This window comes from Streptomyces incarnatus (genome assembly GCF_001027185.1).
In the GTDB taxonomy this organism is placed as follows: Bacteria; Actinomycetota; Actinomycetes; order Streptomycetales; family Streptomycetaceae; genus Streptomyces; species Streptomyces puniciscabiei.
Genome location: NZ_CP011497.1, coordinates 485,302 through 502,594 on the forward strand (window position 1 = coordinate 485,302; position 17,293 = coordinate 502,594).

Annotated in this window: 14 protein-coding genes and 1 pseudogene; 10 read left to right on the forward strand and 5 right to left on the reverse strand. The window is 73.7% G+C overall.

Annotation, left to right across the window (positions count from 1 at the left end):
* Nucleotides 1-142 precede the first annotated feature (142 nt).
* The gene (locus ABB07_RS02130) at nt 143-2,209 is read left to right on the forward strand and encodes a SpoIIE family protein phosphatase (protein WP_208896957.1); all 2,067 of its coding nucleotides are present in this window, start codon (nt 143-145) and stop codon (nt 2,207-2,209) included.
* Between the two features lie 59 nt (nt 2,210-2,268).
* On the opposite strand, the gene ABB07_RS02135 is transcribed toward ABB07_RS02130, so the two are convergent.
* Entirely contained in the window at nt 2,269-2,880 is a 612-nt protein-coding gene (locus ABB07_RS02135) for a TetR/AcrR family transcriptional regulator (RefSeq protein ID WP_208896958.1), read from the reverse strand.
* A gap of 101 nt (nt 2,881-2,981) precedes the next feature.
* Here ABB07_RS02135 and ABB07_RS02140 point away from each other — a divergent pair, with 101 nt between their 5' ends.
* Nucleotides 2,982-3,773 (forward strand): SDR family NAD(P)-dependent oxidoreductase, encoded by a 792-nt coding sequence (locus ABB07_RS02140; protein ID WP_208896959.1) that lies wholly within the window; start codon nt 2,982-2,984, stop codon nt 3,771-3,773.
* Nucleotides 3,774-4,079: 306 nt separating this feature from the next.
* Complete coding sequence (locus ABB07_RS02145) at nt 4,080-4,844, forward strand: GNAT family N-acetyltransferase (protein ID WP_208896960.1); 765 nt, start codon at nt 4,080-4,082, stop codon at nt 4,842-4,844.
* Between the two features lie 66 nt (nt 4,845-4,910).
* On the opposite strand, the gene ABB07_RS02150 is transcribed toward ABB07_RS02145, so the two are convergent.
* Entirely contained in the window at nt 4,911-5,759 is an 849-nt protein-coding gene (locus tag ABB07_RS02150) for an alpha/beta fold hydrolase (protein WP_208896961.1), read from the reverse strand.
* Between the two features lie 111 nt (nt 5,760-5,870).
* On the opposite strand from ABB07_RS02150, the gene ABB07_RS02155 reads away from it, so the two are divergent.
* Nucleotides 5,871-6,470: a TetR/AcrR family transcriptional regulator gene (locus ABB07_RS02155; protein WP_244189178.1), complete on the forward strand. Its 600-nt coding sequence runs from the start codon at nt 5,871-5,873 to the stop codon at nt 6,468-6,470.
* Between the two features lie 13 nt (nt 6,471-6,483).
* Here ABB07_RS02155 and ABB07_RS02160 read toward each other — a convergent pair whose 3' ends face one another.
* The 3 genes and pseudogenes from ABB07_RS02160 to ABB07_RS02170 all read right to left on the reverse strand — a co-directional run bounded on the left by ABB07_RS02160 (nt 6,484) and on the right by ABB07_RS02170 (nt 8,941).
* On the reverse strand, nt 6,484-7,119 hold the full coding sequence (locus ABB07_RS02160; protein ID WP_208903231.1) for a DinB family protein: 636 nt from the start codon (nt 7,117-7,119) through the stop codon (nt 6,484-6,486).
* 81 nt (nt 7,120-7,200) lie between these two features.
* Nucleotides 7,201-8,163: pseudogene (gene pip / locus ABB07_RS02165) on the reverse strand (prolyl aminopeptidase); the annotation flags it as partial.
* Between the two features lie 67 nt (nt 8,164-8,230).
* On the reverse strand, nt 8,231-8,941 hold the full coding sequence (locus tag ABB07_RS02170; RefSeq protein ID WP_208896962.1) for a GPR1/FUN34/YaaH family transporter: 711 nt from the start codon (nt 8,939-8,941) through the stop codon (nt 8,231-8,233).
* A 249-nt stretch (nt 8,942-9,190) separates the two neighbouring features.
* Between ABB07_RS02170 and ABB07_RS02175 the strand changes: the two genes are divergently transcribed.
* The 6 genes from ABB07_RS02175 (at nt 9,191) to ABB07_RS02200 (ending at nt 17,182) form a co-directional block, all read left to right on the forward strand.
* On the forward strand, nt 9,191-9,973 hold the full coding sequence (locus tag ABB07_RS02175; RefSeq protein ID WP_208896963.1) for a polysaccharide deacetylase family protein: 783 nt from the start codon (nt 9,191-9,193) through the stop codon (nt 9,971-9,973).
* 199 nt (nt 9,974-10,172) lie between these two features.
* Nucleotides 10,173-11,381 (forward strand): EfeM/EfeO family lipoprotein, encoded by a 1,209-nt coding sequence (locus ABB07_RS02180; RefSeq protein WP_208896964.1) that lies wholly within the window; start codon nt 10,173-10,175, stop codon nt 11,379-11,381.
* A gap of 77 nt (nt 11,382-11,458) precedes the next feature.
* On the forward strand, nt 11,459-12,712 hold the full coding sequence (gene efeB, locus ABB07_RS02185) for an iron uptake transporter deferrochelatase/peroxidase subunit (protein WP_208903232.1): 1,254 nt from the start codon (nt 11,459-11,461) through the stop codon (nt 12,710-12,712).
* Nucleotides 12,713-12,888: 176 nt separating this feature from the next.
* Nucleotides 12,889-14,730, forward strand: coding sequence for a phospholipase C (locus ABB07_RS02190; protein WP_208896965.1), 1,842 nt, complete (start codon nt 12,889-12,891; stop codon nt 14,728-14,730).
* Nucleotides 14,731-14,869: 139 nt separating this feature from the next.
* Nucleotides 14,870-15,871 carry a phosphotransferase gene (locus ABB07_RS02195; protein WP_244189179.1) on the forward strand — a complete coding sequence of 334 codons (1,002 nt, stop codon included), beginning with the start codon at nt 14,870-14,872 and terminating at the stop codon, nt 15,869-15,871.
* A 285-nt stretch (nt 15,872-16,156) separates the two neighbouring features.
* A complete protein-coding gene (locus ABB07_RS02200) occupies nt 16,157-17,182 on the forward strand; it encodes a hypothetical protein (RefSeq protein WP_244189180.1) in 1,026 nt (341 codons plus the stop codon).
* Nucleotides 17,183-17,293: the final 111 nt, after the last annotated feature.

Sequence of the window (17,293 nt, forward strand, 5' to 3'; positions counted from 1 at the left end):
CGGGAGGTACGAGGTCCGACCGGACCCGGCTCCGTGCGGTTGGGCGGGGCCGGGCCGGGAGGGAGCATGGAAGCAAGGGACCGAGGAAGCACCGCCGTCAGCGTCTGCGCGTGGCCGCCCGGCCGGTGGAGGTGAACCCGGCATGGCAGTGGACTCCTTCGAAGCCGGCCCCGAGGGGCAGGACGGCGAGACCCCCCGGCCGACCGGGCTGCTGGACGTGCTGAGCGTGGCGGCGGTGGCCCTGGACACCCGCGGACGTATCGTCTTCTGGACCCCGCAGGCCGAGGACCTCTTCGGATTCTCCGCGGAGGAGGCCCTCGGCAAGCCCGCGGCGCACCTGCTGGTGCACCCGGAGCATCTGCAGGCCGTGGTGAGTCTGTTCTCCGAGGTGCTGGAGACCGGCCGGGGATGGGCCGGCGCGTTCCCCATCCGGCACAAGGACGGCAGCAGCCGGCTGACCGAGTTCCGCACCATGCGGCTGCTGGACGACCTCGGGGACGTCTACGCCCTCGGCATCGCGGCCGACCACACCCTGCTCCAGCGCGTCGAGACCGATCTGGCGCTGTGCGAGCGGCTGATCAACCAGTCCCCCATCGGCCTGGCCCTCCTGGACCCCGAGCTGCGGTACGTCCTGGTCAACCCGGCGCTGGAACGGATCGACGGCACGCCCGCCGAGGACCACATCGGCCGCCACCTGAGAGACACGCTGCCCTTCCCCGACGTCGACACCGTCGAGTCCGCGCTGCGCCAGGTACTCACCACCGGGATGCCCCTGCTGGACCAGTACCACGTGGGGCGGCCGCCGGCCGATCCCGGCCACGAGCACGCCTGGTCGCTGTCCTTCTACCGGCTGGAGGATCCCGGTGGCCGGGTGCTGGGTGCGGCCGTCTCGGTCGTCGACGTCACCGAGCGGCACCGCGCGGCCGCCGAGGCCGACCGGGCCCGGCGGCGCCTGGCGCTCATCGCGGACGCCTCCGCCCGGGTCGGCACCGCGCTGGACGTGGAGCAGACCGCCCACGAACTGGCGGAGATCGCGGCGCCGGCGCTGGCCGACGTGGTCGCCGTGGACGTCCTGGACTCCGCCCTGTCCTGCCGTCGTATGCGCAGACCGGACAACGGCCCCGAGCTCTTCCGCGCCCTCGCCCTGAAGGCGGCCCACCCCACGGTCGCGCTGCGCGCCGCCGACGCTCCCGGCGATGTCGCCTGCTACGAGGGCGACCGCCTGGTCACCCTGTGCGTCCACACCGGGCGGCCGGTCCTGGTGCGGCAGGTCGGGCCGCACGATCTGCCGCGCATCGCCCGGGACGCCGCGGCCGGCGCGCTGCTCGCCGAGGCCGGCGTCCACTCGTATCTCGCCGTGCCGCTGATCGCCCACGGCGAGGTGCTCGGCGTCCTCGACCTCAAGCGGACCCGCAACGCGGCGCCGTTCGACGACGACGACATCGTCCTGGCCACCGAACTCGCCGGCCGGGCCGCGGTGGCCATCGACAACGCCCGCTGGTTCCAGAGCGTCCGCAACACCGCCCTCACCCTGCAGCGCAGTCTGCTGCCCGAGCACGCGGCGCACCACACGGGCCTGGAACTCGCCTCCCGCTACCAGCCCGCGCAGGCCACCAGCGAGGTCGGCGGCGACTGGTACGACGTCATCCCGCTGACCGGCGAGAAGACCGCCCTGGTGGTGGGCGACGTCATGGGCAACGGCATCGACGCGGCCGCCACCATGGGCCGGCTGCGCACCGCCACCTGCGCCTACGCCGATCTCGACCTGGACCCCGGCGCGGTGCTCCAGCACCTGGACAAGATCACCTGCGATCTGGAGCACTACATCGTCACCTGTCTGTACGCGGTGTACGACCCCGCGACCGGGGAGTGCTGCGTCGCCAACGCCGGACACATGCCGCCCGCGCTGGCGCGGCCCGGTGACGCGCCGAGGTTCCTGGAGCTGCCGACGGCGGCACCGCTCGGTGTCGGCGGCGTCCGGTTCGAGACCACGGCGGTCGCCCTGCGCCCCGAGGATGTGCTGGTCCTCTATACCGACGGCCTCGTGGAGACCCGTCAGCACGCCATCGACGACCGGCTGAACGCCCTGCTGGACCTGCTGGACGAGCCGCGCCGGCCGCTGGAGGAGACCTGCGACGTGCTGCTGTACGGCCTGCGCCACCCCGACGACCACGACGACGTGGCCCTGCTGATCGCCCGGGCCCTTTAGGCCTCCGGCCCCGAGGGAGCCGGGGCGCGCGGGCCGGCTTCGGCCGGCGCCCCGCCGCCCTACTGCGGCGCCGGCTCTCCCGGTGCGGCCGCAGACGGCCGGTCGGCGGATCCGCGCACGAGCAGCAGCAGGGCGTCGACCAGGTCCTCCGCGGGGCTGCCCGTGGCCAGACGCCGCAGTTGCAGGCCCATCACCAGGGCGACCGTCGTGGCGGCCAGGCGCTGGGCGTCGGGGACGCCCAGCGCGGTCAGGATCCGGGCGGCGAGCAGGTCGTAGGCCCGGAAGGCCTCGGCCGCCGCTGCGCGCAGCCGCTCGTCCCGCCCCGCCTGGAGGTACAGCTCGAACGGCGCCAGATGGGCGCTGTCCAGCGCCGAGCCGCAGGCCACCTGGCCGGCCAGCGAGGCCGCGTCCTCGACGTCCAGGCCCTCCGTCTGGCACTGGTCGGCCAGTTCGGTGAAGTGCCGGGCCTCCTCGCGCACGAAGTGCAGCAGGCTCTCCCGCAGCAGTTCGTGCTGGGTCTCGAAGTGGTAGGTGACCGAACCGAGGGACACGCCGGCTTCCTTGGCGATCCGCCGGTTGGTGACCGCCGCGACGCCGTCCTCGCCGATGATCCGCAGGACGGCGGTGATGATGCGCTGGCGCGTCGGGGCGGCGGGGGCGGCGTACGGCATGGCGTGCATTCTTCCATCACCGGGTTCCTTCCTGTGTGGACAGGGCGGCTCGATCTCCCTATCGTTCGTTCGAACGAACAGGACTGTGGAGGGTGGTAGTCGTGCACATTGCCGGGTCAACCGTTCTGCTCACCGGGGTCACCGGCGGCATCGGCGGCGCGCTCGCCGCCGACCTGGCCGCCCGCGGCGCCCGTCTCGTGCTCACCGGCCGCCGGGCCGAGGCGCTCGCACCCCTCGCCGATCGGTACGGCGCCCGCACCATCGCCGCGGACCTGGCCGACCCCGACGATGTGCGGCGACTGGCCGAGGAGGCCGCGGACACGGACATCCTGATCGCCAACGCGGCCCTGCCGTCCAGCGGCGACGTCCTCGACTACACCCCGGAGCAGATCGACCGGGCCCTGGCCGTCAACCTGCGGGCCCCGGCGATGCTCGCCCGGCTGCTCGCCCCCGGCATGGTGGCCGCCGGGCGCGGTCACGTCTGCTTCGTCGGGTCGCTGTCCGGCATGGCCGCCACCAAGTCGTCGTCGCTGTACACCGCGACGAAGTTCGGGCTGCGCGGATTCTCGCTGGCCTTCCGCCAGGATCTGCACGGCACGGGCGTCGGCGTCTCGATCGTCCAGCCGGGTTTCGTCCGCGATCTGGGCATGTTCGCGAAGACGGGCTCGGCGACGCCCGGCGGGGTCCGCACGGTCTCTCCGGCACAGGTCTGCAAGGGGGTGGCGCGGGCGATCGAACGCGATCTCGCCGAGGTCAACGTGGCGCCGCCCGAGCTGCGCTTCCTCACCAAGATCGCCTCGCAGTTCCCCGGATTCGCGGAGCGGGTGCAGCGGCTGGCCGGGGCGGAGCCGACGGTGCGGGCGATCGTGGCCGCGCAGCGCCCGAGCCGCTGAGTCGCCGGGGCCGGAGACCGGGCGCCGGGGCGGCGCCCGAAGGAAGCTCCCTTGTCATGGACACCCACGCCATGGCAGGATCCGGTGCGTTCACCAGCGCATCCGACCACTCGTCACGAAGGACTGAGGTCCATGGTTCCGGCGTCCCCCAGCGGCCGCCGCCGGTACTGAGCCGCTCGCCCGACGGCAGCGCTGCGCGGTACCGTTCACGTCTCCTCACGGCGGCCCGACGACGCGGTGTCCCCCACCGCCCGCCTCCTCGCGGAGGTCTTTGTCCTGTGCCGTCCACACCGTGAGGTCTTCGTCTTGCGCACCGATGTCCAGAGCTTCGCCGTCGCCCACCTCCTGCGCCGCCCGGCGGCGCGGGAAGTCGGCGGCTTCGTCGTGGGGTTCGACCCCTCGACGACCAGCCCGTACGTCAACTACGCCACTCCCCGCCCCGGTGCCGAGCCCACCGACCGGGACGTCGCCGACCTGATCGCCGCGTTCCGCGAGCGCGGGCTCAGGCCCCGGCTGGAGTTCGCCCCGGACGCCGCCCCCGCCGTCGAAGGCGCGCTGCGCCGGGCCGGTTTCGGCACGGAGGCGGTGCACGAGTACCTGGTCTGCACGCCCGCCACGCTGGTCGCGCCGGGTTCCGGCCCCGGCTCGGCGGGGCCGGTCGAGGTGGCGGCCCCGGCCACGGACGCGGACTACCGCGCGATCGACCGCGTGCTGTCGGAGGCCTTCGGCGGCGAGTGGGCCCCGTCGCCCCAGGGCGCGGCACGGCTGCGGCGCACCGGGGAGGGCGGCGGAGCCGTCCGGTTCGTCCGCGCTCCCGGCGGCTGCGCCGGCGGCGCGATCTGCTCGGCGCCCGCCGAGGGCACGGCGGAACTGGCGGGTGTGGGCACGCTTCCCGCGTACCGGGGACGCGGCATCGCCGGCGCGGTCACCGCGACCCTGGCCGGGACCATGTTCGGCCGGGGAGCGCGGTCCGTGTGGCTGGAGTACTCGGGCGAGGGCTCCCGCCGCGTGTACGAGCGGGTCGGCTTCCGGCCCGGCGGCACACGGCTGTACGTCTCACTGGACGCGTGACCTGCTGGACCGGCCGGCCCGTTGTCCTCGCCGGGGCGCGCGTCCGCAGTCTTCGCGGAGCAGTCGTCAGCCTTTGCGGGGCAACGGATTGTCCTTCACGAACCGGCGGATCTCCTCCGTGAGCGCCGCCGGGTTGTCCAGCTGGACCAGGGTGCGGGCGTCGGGGATCTCCACGTACCGGGCGGCCGGGAGCAGTTCGGCCAGACGGCGGCCCGTCGCGGGCGGCATCATGCGGTCCTCGGCGCCCCAGGCGACCAGTGCCGGGCGAGTGAACCCCGGGAGGTTCCGGGCCGCTTCCAGGTAGCAGTCCTTCCGGGTCGACCGCAGGAACTTGGTGAAGTCCCGGCGGATGTGTCGGCTCGTCAGCAGCGGGCCGTACCAGCGTGCGATGAGTTCCTTCGGGAGCCGCTTCTTCGCCATTCCGCCGAGCGAGGTCCGCATGCGGGCGAGGAAGGGGAAGCGGAAGGACTGCAGGAGGAGGAAGACGCCACCGGGGATCCTGCAGGCGGCGTTCAGGATGCGGCCCTGGACGCCGGGCGGGTAGTTGTCCAGGGCCTCGCACGAGGTCAGCACGAGCCGGGCGATGCGTTCGTCCCGTACGCCGACGAGGAGTTGGGCCGTGCCGGTGTCGTTCTGGACGAGGGTGACGTCGCGCAGGTCCAGGCGGTCCATGAACTCGGCCAGCAGGCGGGCGATGCCGTGCGCGGAGAGGTCCGCGTCCGGTCGCATGGGGCGCCGGTGGCTGCCGAGGGGCAGCACGGGGACCAGGACGCGGAAGCCGGGGCGCAGGGCGGAGACGACGTCGGCCCAGACCGAGTCGTCGAAGCCGAGGCCGTGGACGAGGACCACGGTGGGGCCGTCGCCTCCGGTGTCCTGGTAGTCGATGGTTCCCGCGCTCAGCCCGATCTCCGGCATGCCCGTGCCTCCGCCCGTCCGGCCGCCTCGACTGTCTCTTGATAGATCGTTCTAGTGACAGAATAGGCGCCGACCGCCCTTGGGCAACAGCGGCTCCCCGGAGGTGCCACCGTGAGCGACGGCAAGGCCATCAGCACGCATGAGACCCGCCGGCGCATCGTGCACGCGGGCACCGAGCTCTTCCGGCGCTCCGGCTACACCGGCACCGGGATGAAGCAGATCGCCGAAGCCGCCGAGGCGCCCTTCGGCTCGATCTACCACTTCTTCCCCGGCGGGAAGGCCCAGTTGGGCGAGGAGGTGATCCGCACCTCGGGCACCGTCTACCTGGGCCTCATCACCGCGCTCATGGAGCCGTACGAGGACCGGGTGGCGGCCACCGCCGACGCCTTCACCGCCGCGGCCGGCACCCTCGCCGAGCTGGACTTCGCCGACCCGTGTCCCATCGCGACGGTCGCGATGGAGGTCGCGAGCACCAACGACACGCTGCGGCGGGCCACTTCGGAGGTCTTCGGCAGCTGGATCGACCACCTGGCCGCCTACTACGCCCAGGGCGGCATCCCCGGTCCCGCCGCCCGGGAGACGGCAAGCTCGGTCATCGCCCTGCTGGAGGGCGCCTTCATGCTGGGCCGGGCCGCGCGCAGCACCGAACCGGTACGGGCCGCGGGCACGGCGGCCGCGGCGATCGTACGAGCGGCACTGGCCGGGAGTTGATCCGGCGCGGCCGTCAGATCCGCCGGCTCCGCCCGCTCGCCCGGTAGAGGTCGCGGAGCAGGGCGATCTCGGCACCGTGGTGCAGCACCTCCTGGTTGACCCACCCCACGATGTCGAGGAAGGGCTCCTCCGCGTCGCTGCCGTACGGACAGGCGCAGTACCCGACCGTGTCGAGCGCCGCGTCGTCGGCGCCCAGCAGTGCCTGCCGCCAGGCGGCGACACCGGTCTCGAAGGCCGCGATCGCGCCGGTGGCGTCCCCGCTGACCGGCTGGTTCTCCCTGGTCGCCGAGCGGCTGCCGGCGGTGTGGTCGGCGCGCAGGGACAGCATCTCGGTGAGGTGGCTGAGCCGCCAGGCGAGGGTCGTGACGGGCGGCGGCCAGGGGTGCGGGTACGGCGCGGCGTCCCGGCCCCACGGGCCACTGCCGTCCAGGGAGGCCGCCCGCGGTCCGGGCCCGTCCGCGCGTCGCCGGACCGACCAGCAGCCGGGCACCGGTTCCCAGAGGTATTCGTCGTCGGTCATGGGCTCGACCCGGGTGTCCCCGCCGTCGCCGCTGTCCATGACGGGCCCGGCCAGGCGGCGCAGCAGCCGCTCGCACGCGAAGTCGAACTGGTCCAGCAGCGGGACGAGCCGGGGCGGTGGTGTCGTCATCGGGACTCCGTGAGTTGTCAGCCGGCCTGGGAGGGCGCGCGCCGGGAAAGGCGCGCGCCCGCGGAACCCCTTCGGCGGCTGGCCCCGGGCCGCGTACCGGTCGGTCGCCGCGACCAGGGCCTGCGCCATACCCGGCGCCCCGGTGGTGTGACCGGTGTCGTCGACGATCACCAACTCGCTGTCGGGCCAGGCCCGTTGGAGTCGCCAGACGATGCCGAGGAGGTTGCCGAAGTCGAGGCTTCCCTGCACGAGGGTGCCGGGGATCCCCTTGAGCAGGTGGGCGTCGCGCAGGACCACGCCGTCCTCGTCGCCCTCGCCGAGGAAGTGGCCGTTGCCCCAGTAGTGCGTGACGGTGCGGGCGAAGCCCATGCGGAAGACGGGATCCTCGTAACGGGCGACGGAGCGCGGCGGCGCGGGGATGGTGGCGGTCTCCCAGTCGGTCCAGGCCCGGGCGGCCCGTTCCCGCACCTGGGGGTCGGGGGATTCGAGCAGCCGGTTGTAGGCGGCGGCGAGGTTGCCGTCCCGCTCACCGGCCGGCACCAGGGACCGGAACCTGGCGAAGGCGTCCGGGAAGATCTGCCCGAGCCCGCGGGTCAGCAGCTCCACCTCGGCGTTCGACCCGGTGGCGACGCCGGTGAGCACCAGCTCGGAGACCGCGCCGGGGTGCGTCTGCGCGTACCGCAGCGCCAGCACCGACCCCCAGGACACGCCCCACACCAGCCACCGCTCGATGCCCAGGTGCCGGCGCAGCAGTTCCAGGTCGGCCATGAGGTGGGCCGTGGTGTTGACGCTCATGTCGGTGTCGTGGCGGCTCGCGTGCGGTGTCGACCGGCCGCAGCCGCGCTGGTCGAGCAGGACGATCCGGTAGGCGGCCGGGTCGAACAGGCGCCGCGGGTACGGGGTGCACCCGGATCCCGGTCCGCCGTGCAGGACGACGGCGGGCTTGCCGTCGGGGTTGCCGCAGGTCTCCCAGTGGACGTGGTTGCCGTCGCCCACGTCGAGCATGCCCTGCGCGTACGGTTCGATCTCCGGATAGAGGGCCATCCGGGCACCCTAGCGCCGCCCGGGCCGTCCTCCCCAGGCGTTTGCGGCCGGCCGGTGGCCTCCGCGCTCACAGCTGCCGTCGTACGCCGGCCTCCCGCTCCGCGTGGTCCAGCTGGTGGCCGAGGTCGCCCTGCAGGGAGGTGCGGGCGCGGCCCCGGCGGCCCAGCGGGAGGACGGTGCGCTGGGTGGTCTCCTCCAGCAGGAGGGCCAAGCCGCCGTACAGGGCGAAGACGGCCAGGGCCACGCCGATCCAGCCGGACGCGGTGCGCCAGGCGGCCGCGCCGCCCGCCTCGTACGCTCCGGTCAGGGCGAATCGGCACGCTCCCATCAGCAACAGCGCGGCGAACAGCGGCTTGCCGGGGATCGCGGCGGCGCTCAGCACGAGCATCAGCGGGGCGACGCTGAGCAGGAACACCGCCAGCCCGGCACTGGGCCGGCCCGGTGGCCCGGTCAGGGTGACCAGCGCGGTGCCCGCCCAGGCACAGCCCAGCACGGACAGGGCGCAGGCCGCGCCGCTGTCGCGGGCCAGGAAGGCGAACACGCCGGAGAGCAGTTCCAGGGGCACGACGAACACCAGGACCAGCAGCGTCACCGGCCGGGTCTGCGCCAGCGGCACCCACCGCAGCTGCACGGCGCTGAGCAGGACGCTGCCGGTACCGAAGGCGAAGAAGCCCAGGGGAAGGCTGCTGGCCAGCGGCCTGAGCATGATCCGCGTCAGCGTCTCGGGCCGCGGCGGCCCGGTGTCCGTGTCGTACCCCCGCGCTCCTGGTGGCGGCATCCGGATCACCCCGTCCCTGGCGTCTGGGCCGTAGTACCGCATCGGTCGTAGACACGGGGTACCCCGTTCTCCAGGGTGTCCTCCGCCCCTCCGGCGCCGTTGGTCAGGCCGGCATCTGTCGCGGAACTGCCCCGGAATTGTCCGTGATCGGTAACAGCCGGATCCCGCGCTCAACCCTGGCCGTCCTGACAGGTGCACGGAACACAGGTGCACAAGAAAACAGGGACACGGCACGGAACGGGGCGGGGCATGGCGCGGCACGGTGGGCGGGGTTGGTACGGCCGGATGGTCGCGGCGGCGGTCGGGGTCACCGCGGTGGCGGCCGCCACGTCGGTGTGGACCGCGCAGGCCGGACAGCCGGGCGGCGGTTCGGCGAGCGCGGGCGGCTCGACCGGCTCGGTCCGGCATGCCGCGCCGAGGACGGCGACCGTGTCCGCCGACATCGCCCACGCCTCGGAGGCGGGCGCGCACGCGGTCAACATCACGATCGACGACGGCCCGGACCCGGTCTGGACCCCGCAGGTGCTCCAAGTGCTGCGCGAGAACGGCGTGAAGGCGACGTTCTGCATGATCGGCCCGCAGGCCCAGGCCCACCCGGACCTGGTCCGCCAGGTGGTGGCGGCCGGGCACCGGCTGTGCGACCACACGGTGTCGCACGACACCACGATGGACAAGAAGTCCGAGGCCTACCAGTCGCAGGAGATCCTCAAGGCCCAGCAGCAGATCACGCAGGCGTCGGGCGGGGTACGGCCGATGTACTACCGGGCTCCGGGCGGCGCCTTCACCCCGTACAGCAGGCACCTGGCGGCCTCGCACGGGATGCGTCCGCTCGGCTGGAACGTGGACTCCAAGGACTTCGAGCGGCCGGGCACGAGCGCCATCGTGGCCACGGTTCAGCGGGAGGTCGCCAACGGGCCGACGATCCTCTTCCACGACGCGGGCGGCGACCGCTCGCAGACGGTGGCCGCGCTGCGCACCCTGCTGCCGTGGCTGAAGCAGCAGGGCTACTCCTTCGGTTTCCCGGTGCGCTGAACGGGCCTGTCGACATGTCTCCATGACGATGGGGGTCGTACGCCCGTCTTGAGATGAGAGTCGTACGCCCGCTTTCGGCCACGCGCCGGTGAACCCCGGGCGAAATCTCGGTCATCGAAGTCCCGGGACGGCTGTTCGGATCCGGAGGGCTGCCTACCATGAGGCCGCTGCGTACTACGTCGTCCCGGAAAGGCTCGCCATGCCGTTGCCCCGCCTCGGCACGCGGTCCGCTCGTCTCCGGACGGCGCCCGCCGTGTTCGTCGTCCTCGCCGTGGCCCTCGGGGGCACGCTCCTGGCGGTCTCTCCGGGCGGGCCGCGGCACGGCCGGGCCTCCGGCGGTCCCTCGGGGCACGTCGTCATCGAGGTGTCGGAGAGCCACTGCGGCCGCGGCTGGACCCGGCCCGGGCCCGGGGTGCGGACGTTCGACCTGCACAACACCTCCGACGGCGCCGCCGAGGTCTACCTGGAGGACCCGGGCAGCCAGGCGGTGTACGGCGAGGTGGAGGGCATCGGCCCCGGTACGACACGGCAGTTGACGGTCCGGCTGGGCAAGGGGACGTACGCCTTCAAGTGCGTGCCCGATGACGCCGACGCCGTCACCGGCCCCACGGTGCACATCACCGCCGGCCGGCGCGGCCCGGGCGCCGCGCCGGTCTCGGAGCACGACCTGATCCCGCCCGCGCTCGCCTACCAGAAGTGGGTCGGCGGCGGACTCGACGAGGTCGTCCGGCTGACGAACCGGCTGAAGGACGCGATCGACCGGGGTGACCTCGCCGCCGCGCGGTCGGCCTGGCTGCCGGCGCATCTGGAGTACGAGCGGCTGGGCGCCGCGTACGACGCCTTCGGGGACGCGGACGCGGCGGTCAACGGCACCGACGCCGGGCTGCCCGGCGGGGTGCACGACAAGGACTTCGCCGGGTTCCACCGCGTCGAGTACGGGCTGTGGCACGGTGAGCCGGCCGGCGGGCTGCGCGCCCCCGCGGCGGCGCTGGTGAAGGCGGTGAGCGGGCTGCGGGACACCTGGTCGCAGAATCGTATGGACCCCGCCCAGCTGGGTCTGCGCGCGCACGAGATCCTGGAGAACACCGTGCAGTTCGAGCTGACCGGCCGCACCGACTACGGCAGCGGCAGCAACCTCGCCACCGCCCGCGCCAACCTCGACGGGACCCGCGAGGTGCTGGACCGGCTGCGCCCGCTGCTCACCACCCGGTACGCCGATCTGCCGGGCCTGGACAAGGACCTGGCCCGGGCCCAGCGCACCCTCGACGGCTTCCGGCACGGCGGCCACTGGAGCCCGCTCGGCGAACTGAGCCGCGCCCAGCGCGAGCAGACCGACGCGGTGCTCGGCGACCTGGTCGAGCGCCTGGCGTCGGTGGCCACCCTGTGCGACCCCCGGAGGACCGTGTGACCGACATCGAACGGGCCGGGGGAACGGGCGGGCGTGAGGGTCACCCCGCGGTGCCGGGCCGGCCCGGCACCGACCACCTGGAAGGACGAAGCCGGCGCGCCCTCGGCCGGCCCGACGGCCTGGCCCGGCGCGGTTTTCTGCGCGGTGCCGCGCTGGCCGGTACCGGGCTCGCCACGAGTGCCGCCGCGCCCGGTACCGCGGCGCCCGGCGCCCCCGAGGCCAGCTCGGCGGCCGTCGCCCCCTTCCACGGCGTCCATCAGGCCTCCGCCGTCGCCGCCCCGCGCCGCTGTTGCGTCTTCGCCTCCCTCGACGTGACCGCCGGGAGCCGAGCCGAACTCACCGACCTGCTGCGCACGCTCACCGACCGGGCCCGCTTCCTCGCCTCGGGCGGTACGCCGTCCCCGGTGGGCATCACCGGCCCGCCCGCCGACTCTGGCGTCCTCGGCGGCCGGCTGCCCGGCGGGCGACTGGCCGTGACGGTAGGTGTCGGCGCCTCGCTGTTCGACGACCGGTTCGGGCTGGCCGCGCTCAGACCCCGGCGGCTGACCGCCATGCCCGCCTTCCCCGACGACGACCTGCGGGCCGACTGGTGCCACGGTGACCTCAGCCTCCAACTGCACGCCGACGAACCGGACACCACCCTGCACGCGCTGCGCGACATCGCCCGGCACACCCGGGGCGCCGCGCAGATCCGCTGGCGCCTCGACGGCTTCTCCAGCCCGCCCCGGCCCTCCGGCACCCCGCGCAATCTGCTGGGGTTCAAGGACGGCACCGCCAACCCGGACGCCGGCAGCGCCCGCGAGATGGACCGGTTGGTGTGGGTGGGCCGGGGCACGGGTGAGCCGGACTGGGCGGTCGGCGGCAGCTATCAGGTCGTACGGCTGATCCGGATGCTGGTGGAGTTCTGGGACCGGGTCTCGCTCGGCGAGCAGGAGCGGATGTTCGGGCGGGCGAAGGAGTCCGGCGCGCCGCTGGACGGCGACCACGAGCACGACACGCCGAGGTACGCCGACGACCCCAAGGGCGACGTCATCCCGCTGGACGCGCACATACGGCTCGCCAACCCGCGCACCCCGGCCACCGCCGGCCAGCGCCTGCTGCGCCGCGCGTACAACTACGACCGGGGCATGGACGCCAACGGCAACCTGGACATGGGCCTGCTGTTCACCTGCTACCAGCAGGACCTGAAGCGGCAGTTCGAGACGGTGCAGCACCGGCTGGCGGGCGAGCCGCTGACGGACTACATCAGCCCGTTCGGCGGTGGCTACTTCTTCGCGCTGCCCGGCGTGCGGGACGCCTCGGACTGGTACGGGCGTGGCCTGTTCGGCTGAACCTGTCCGGACAACTCGGGGCCCGGATGGGTCAACACACAGTCAAGTTTTGCCCCAGCATCCCTGACTCGGTGTTCACCCGCACGCCATCATGGCTCCTTCGGCGCGTCCGGCAACGGGCGCAGCATCCCTGTTCGTACGACGCACTGACGATCAGTCCGGAGGGGTTGACCACCATGGCCAGCAGAGGAAGACGAGCCGCTGTGCGGAGCCTGGGAGCGCTCGCGGGAGCCGCGGCGCTCACCGTGCTCGGCAGCAACGCGCCCGGCTGGGCGGCGGCGCCCGCAGCGGCGCAGAGCGGGCACTCCTCGACCGTGACGCCGATCAAGCATGTCGTCGTGCTCTTCGACGAGAACATCTCCTTCGACCACTACTTCGCCACGTACCCGAAGGCCGCCAACACCGACGGCACGAAGTTCACCGCGTCGAAGAACACCCCGAAGGACATCGACACCCTCGCGCACGCCGGGCTGCTGAAGAACAACCCGAACCAGTACGCGCCCAAGCGGCTGTCCCCGTCCCAGGCGATGACCTGCGACCAGAACCACAACTACGGCGCCGAGCAACTGGCGTACAACGGCGGCAAGGCCGACCAGTTCGTGCAGAACACCGAGGTCGACAAGTGCAGCGGCGGCCTGTTCGGCGAGCCGGGCCTGGTCATGGACTACTACGACGGCAACACCGTCACCGCGCTGTGGAACTACGCCCAGCACTACTCCCTGAATGATCGTTCCTTCAGCTCGAACTACGGCCCCTCCACGCCGGGCGCGCTGAACCTGATCTCCAGCAACACGCACGGCGTGGTCTCCGTGGACCCGTCCACCGGCACCGAGAACCCCAAGCAGACGCCGGCCCCGGACCCCTACGCGGTCAAGTCGCCCGACGCCAAGGGCGTGGGCACGGTCATCAACGACCCCGACCCGGCCTACGACGACTGCTCCGGCAAGGACCACACCAGCAGCAACGCGCTGGCCTCGATGCAGGGCAGGAACATCGGTGACCTGCTCAACGCCAGGAAGGTGACCTGGGGCTGGTTCCAGGGCGGCTTCCGCCCGTCGACCGCGTGGAACGGAACGTCCGGCTCGTACGCCAAGTGCGACACCACCCACACCAACCTGGGCGGGGGCGCCGTGGCGGACTACAGCCCGCACCACAACCCGTTCGCGTACTACAAGTCGACGGCGAACCCGCACCACCTGGCGCCGAAGACCGTCTCGGAGATCGGCCACGACGGCCGGGCCAACCACAACTACGACCTGACCGACTTCTCCGCCGCGCTGAAGGCGGGCAGGCTCCCGGCCGTCAGCTTCGTCAAGGCCGGTGAGTACCAGGACGGCCACGCCGGCTACTCCGACCCGACCGACGAGCAGCACTTCCTGGTGAACCAGATCAACGCGATCCAGAGCTCGCCGCAGTGGAAGTCCACCGCGATCGTGGTCGCCTACGACGACTCCGACGGCTGGTACGACCACGCGTACGTCGCCCCGCGCAACGGCTCGACGGACACCTCCCCCGGCTCCAACGGCAAGGCCACCGACAGCCCGGCCTGCCAGAAGGGCCCGAAGGCGGCCGGCGGTTACGCCGACCGGTGCGGCCCCGGCACCCGCCAGCCGCTGCTCGTCATCTCGCCGTACAGCAAGGTCAACAAGGTCGACCACACCCTGACCGACCAGGCGTCCATCACCCGGTTCATCGAGGACAACTGGTGCACCGGCCGCATCGGCGACCACTCCTTCGACGCCACGGCCGGCTCCCTCGCGGGCATGTTCGACTTCCGGCACCCGAACGACAAGCAGGTGCTGCTGAACTCCGACGGCTCGGTCCAGCACGTCGGCCCGATCCGGCACGTCGCCCCGGTGTCCACCAGCATCACCCCGGGCCCGGCCATGCAGAACACGGCCGCGTCGACCGGCACCTCCGGCTTCCCGGTCCTGCCGGTGGGCCTCGGCGTGGGCGCCCTGCTGGCCGCGGGTGCGACCGGCACGTACCTGACGCTGCGCCGCAAGCAGCAGGCCTGATCGCGCGGTACTGCACACCATGACGCGCTCCCGGTCGGTGACCGGGGGCGCGTTCGTCCGCCCGGAGGCGCTTCCCCGGGGCATGACCTGCGGCGAAAACGAGGTGACCGGCTCCCCGCCCTGGTGATGGGATGGCGTCGTGCAACGTGAGTTCTCGATCGTCGTCGACCGGAGCAAGTACCAGTACGCCCCGACTCCGTGGGAGCAGGAGTCGTGGCGGGCCTCGGCCCTGGACTGGGTGAGGGAGCAGCTCGACTCCCACGGCCTGCGGGCGAGCGGCGAGTTGAGGGTGCGGCTGCGGCCGTGGTCGGTGCTGGTGCGGGTGGCCGTGGAGGGGCGGGACGCGGTCTGGTTCAAGGCGAATCCGCCGGCCAGCGCCTTCGAGGGCCCGTTGACCGCCGCACTGGCCCGCTGGGTCCCGGAGCACGTCCTGCGCCCGCTGGCCGTCGACGCCGAGCGCGCCTGGGTGCTGCTGCCCGACGGGGGCGAGCTGTTCCGCGACGTGCTCGCCCGGGAGCCGGTAGAGCCGGGGACCTGGGAGGAGCTGCTGCGCCAGTACGCGAGCGTGCAGCGGGCCCTCACCCCGCACGCGCGCGAGATCGAGCGGCTCGGGGTGCCCGCCACCCGGACCCCCGACCTGCCCGAAGTCTTCGACCAGCTGCTCACCCGCGGCACCGCGCTGCGCCCGGAGGCCCGCGAGCGGCTGGAGCGGCTGCGGCCCCGGCTCGCGGACTGGTGCGCCGAACTCGCCTCCCTCGGCGTCGAGGACACCCTCGACCACGCGGACCTGCACGACGGCCAGCTGTTCCGTCCGGCGCCGGGCCGGTTCACCTTCTTCGACTGGGGCGACGCGGTCGTCTCGCACCCGTTCTGCAGCCTGCGGGTCCCCGCCGAGAAGGCACGCGCGCGGTACGGGCCGCAGGTCGTGGCCCGGCTGCTCGACGCCTATCTGGAGCCCTGGACGGGCCCCGGCCGCTCGCCGGCGGACCTGCGGCGCGCCGCGCGTCTCGCCTGGCGCCTGAGCGTCCTGGGGCGGGCCGCGTCCTGGGGCCGCACGTTTCCCGACCCCTCCGGCACCGGCCCGGGCGTCGAGCAGAGTTCCGAGTCCCTGCTGGAGATCTTCAACGACCCGCCGTTCTAGGCGAGTTGGATCCGAGCCTTCGATCGCCTCCGGGCGCCGCCGCGCCGGGTGCCGGATGGCCGAGGAGGGCGGGGGCAGCGCGGGGTGCCGATCCGGAGGTCCGGGGCTTCGGTTGGCCCCGGCCGGCGGCGGCGATCGCTCGGCCCTGGTGGCGAGGCGGGGCGTGCGGCCGGTAGTCGGTGCGCCGGCCCGCCGTGGCCGCATCGAACGCCCCGGCCGCCGGTGCCCGTGCCCGTGCCCGTGGCCACTCGCCGAGCCCCTGCGACGCGGCGGACACTGGGCCGTATGACCCGTACCCGTGCGCCTGCCGCTCCGCCGCCCGGCCGCCGTACCGTGCTGGCGGCCCTCACCGGTGTCGCGCTCGGCGCGGCGGGCTGTTCCGGCCGCACGCCTCCGGCCGCGCACCCGTCCCGGAAGGCCGCGACCGCGCACCCGTCCCAGCGGTCCACGGCGGGTGCCGGGTCGCCGTCGCCCTTCCCCGCTCTGCCGCGCACCACCCCCTGGCGGCCCACGTCCGCCGAGGTCCAGCCGGCCGCGAAGCTGCGCGCCGTGCGACTGGTGGAGGCGGTCGGTGCCTGGGCCGACGGGCACGGCGGCGCGGCGGCGGCACGGACGCGGCTCGCGGCGCTCGGGCTGCCCCCGGCCCTCGTCGGGCAGGCCGGGCCGCTGCTGCCGGCGGCCGACCAGGCGGCGCTGCAGGTCGTGGACGCGCAGTACGGCGGGATCCTGTCCCGGTCGGCCAGCGTGCTGGTGGTGTGCCGGCAATGGACCCGGCGCGCCGGCACGGTGAGCGCGGGTGGGACCACGGTCGACGTCCGCCTGTCCCGGTCGGCCTCCGGCTGGACGGTCGACGCCCTGCATCCGGCGCACCCGGGACCGGCCGCCCGCTCGTTGGCCCCGGACGTCCGGAGCGTGCTGTCCGACGACCGGATCGTGCTGCCGCCCGCCGCCGCGGCGGACCTGCGCAGTGGTCAGGTGCACACCAGTGTGGCGCGGGCCATGCTCGCGCTGGCGCGGACGTACCGGCTGGAGGTGAGCGTCGTACGCTCCGGGCATCCGCTGGACGTGTTCGGCACCAGCCGGCCCAGCGACCACCCGCGGGGCCGGGCCTTCGACGTGTGGCGGATCGACGGCCACGCGGTGGTGGATCCGGCGACCTCACGCGCGCTGATCGAGCGGTTCATGCGGGACGCGGCGGCCGCCGGGTCGTACAACGTGGGTGGCCCCGTGCCGCTGTCGGGCGGCGGCGCCGGTCAGTTCTTCAGCGACGCCACCCATCACGACCACGTGCACCTCGGCTTCCGCACCTGACCGCACCCCCACGGCATCACCCGTTCGGCCGTACCGCCGGCGGCCCGGCCCGGCGGCCTCGCACAGGCCCGCCGACCGGTGTTCCGCCGGCTGCGCGGGTTGCGCGGGCCG